Genomic DNA, 1,813 nt, shown 5'->3' with positions numbered 1-1,813 from the left:
CGTCATCGTCATATCGGGAACCGCACTGCTATCCGTATGAGTCAGTTGTGTCGGCGTTGCGCGCGCAGGCGTTGCGAACACCGGAAGCGGTGGCGGTACGTTGCGAGGGTGGCAATGGCGCGGGTTTTGGGAGGCGAGCGGATGGGGGTGTGCCGCTGGAGACTTCGCTGACGTACGGAGCGCTGGAGGCGTGGTCTGGCCGGATCGCGTTGCGACTGCGCGCGGCGGGCGTGTGTGCGGAGACGCGGGTGGGACTGTGCGTGGGTCGTGGCCCGGCGCTGATTGCGGGGATGTTGGGGATTTGGCGCGCGGGCGGGGCGTTCGTGCCGCTGGACCCGAGCTATCCGCTGGAGCGTCTGGTGATGATGCGCGAGGACGCGGGCATTGCGCAGGTGGTGGGGGATGAGGCGAGCGTGCGGGGTGTGGCGAGCCTGTTCGATGAGGTGACGCTGATCGATGTGGGTTCGGCGTGCGAGGGGGAGGAGGTGATGGAGGCGCCGGTTGCGGCGCTGCATCCGTCGCAACTGGCGTACGTGCTGTACACGTCGGGCTCGACGGGCAGACCGAAGGGTGTGGCGGTCGAGCATGAAGCGCTGTGGGTGCATTTGCAGGATTTCCTGTCGACCTATGAGATCACGGCCGAGGATGTGGTGCTGCATTCGTCGACGATCAATTTCGACGTGGCCTTGCACGAGATCGTTCCGGCGCTGTTGCGTGGTGCGAGGATCGAGATGCGCGGCGAGCAGCCGTGGGATTTACGCAGTCTGAGCGCGCGTCTGGTGGGGGGAGGTGTCACGTTCGCGCGGATTCCGACGGCGCTGTGGCAGCAATGGCAGCACCATGCGCCGGCGCGGGAGTTGTTGAAGCTGCGGCAGGTGACGGTGGGAGGAGAGGCGTTGCCCGGTGACGCGTTGGCGGTGTGGCAGGGTGGTGCGTTGGGTGATATCGCGCTGGACAATTTGTACGGACCGACGGAGACGACGGTTGCGGCGCTGTACCGGCGCACGCAGGCATCGGACGCGAGCGCGACGACGGTGCCGATCGGGATTGCGTATCCTGGTCGCACGGCGCGGGTGCTGGACGCGTTTGGCGATATCGCGCCAGTTGGCGGGTTGGGGGAGTTGTGCATTGGCGGGCCGACGGTGGCGCGGGGTTACCTGGGTCGTGCGTCGCAAACGGCGGAGCGTTTCGTGCCGGATCCGTATGGTGCGCCTGGTGCGCGGCAATACCGAAGCGGGGACCTGTGTCGCATGCAGGCGGATGGGTGCGTGGGGTTCCTGGGTCGCCTGGACCAGCAGGTGAAGCTGCGTGGTCAGCGCATCGAGCTTGGAGAGATCGAGGCGGCGTTGCGCAGTTGTGAGGGGGTGCGAGAGGCGGCGGTGATTGTCACGGGGACGGGAGCGCAACAGCGTCTTGCGGCGTACGTGGCGGGTGAGGGAGAGGGCGAGAGTCAAGGTGTTGTAGAAGGGCAGGTGCGTGCGGGCTTGGATGGTGGGGTGATCCGTGAGGTGCTGCAACGCAAGCTGCCGTCGTACATGGTGCCCACGAGTGTGATGGTGCTGGAGAAGTTGCCGTCGATGCCGAACGGGAAGCTGGATCGCGGTGCGTTGCCGCTGGTGCAGGAGGGGGTGTTTGGTGGAGAGAGGACGCAGGCGCGCAACGATGAGGAGCAGACGTTGCTGGGGATCTGGCGTGCGGTGCTGGGACGAGAGGATGTGGGGGTGACGGAGAACTTCTTCGAAGCGGGAGGGGATTCGATCCAGAGCTTGCAGATCATTGCCCGCGCCCGCGAGGCCGGATGGGTCCTGACACC

1 protein-coding gene is annotated in these 1,813 nt (G+C 66.2%); it reads left to right on the top strand.

What is annotated here, in order from left to right:
- A partial coding sequence (locus WM40_RS26695; RefSeq protein WP_046154590.1) for a non-ribosomal peptide synthetase occupies positions 1–1,813 on the top strand: 1,813 nt, incomplete at both ends.

The sequence above is a fragment of the Robbsia andropogonis genome (assembly GCF_000970345.1).
Taxonomy (GTDB): domain Bacteria; phylum Pseudomonadota; class Gammaproteobacteria; order Burkholderiales; family Burkholderiaceae; genus Robbsia; species Robbsia andropogonis.
This window is presented reverse-complemented; position numbering and strand designations above follow the sequence as displayed.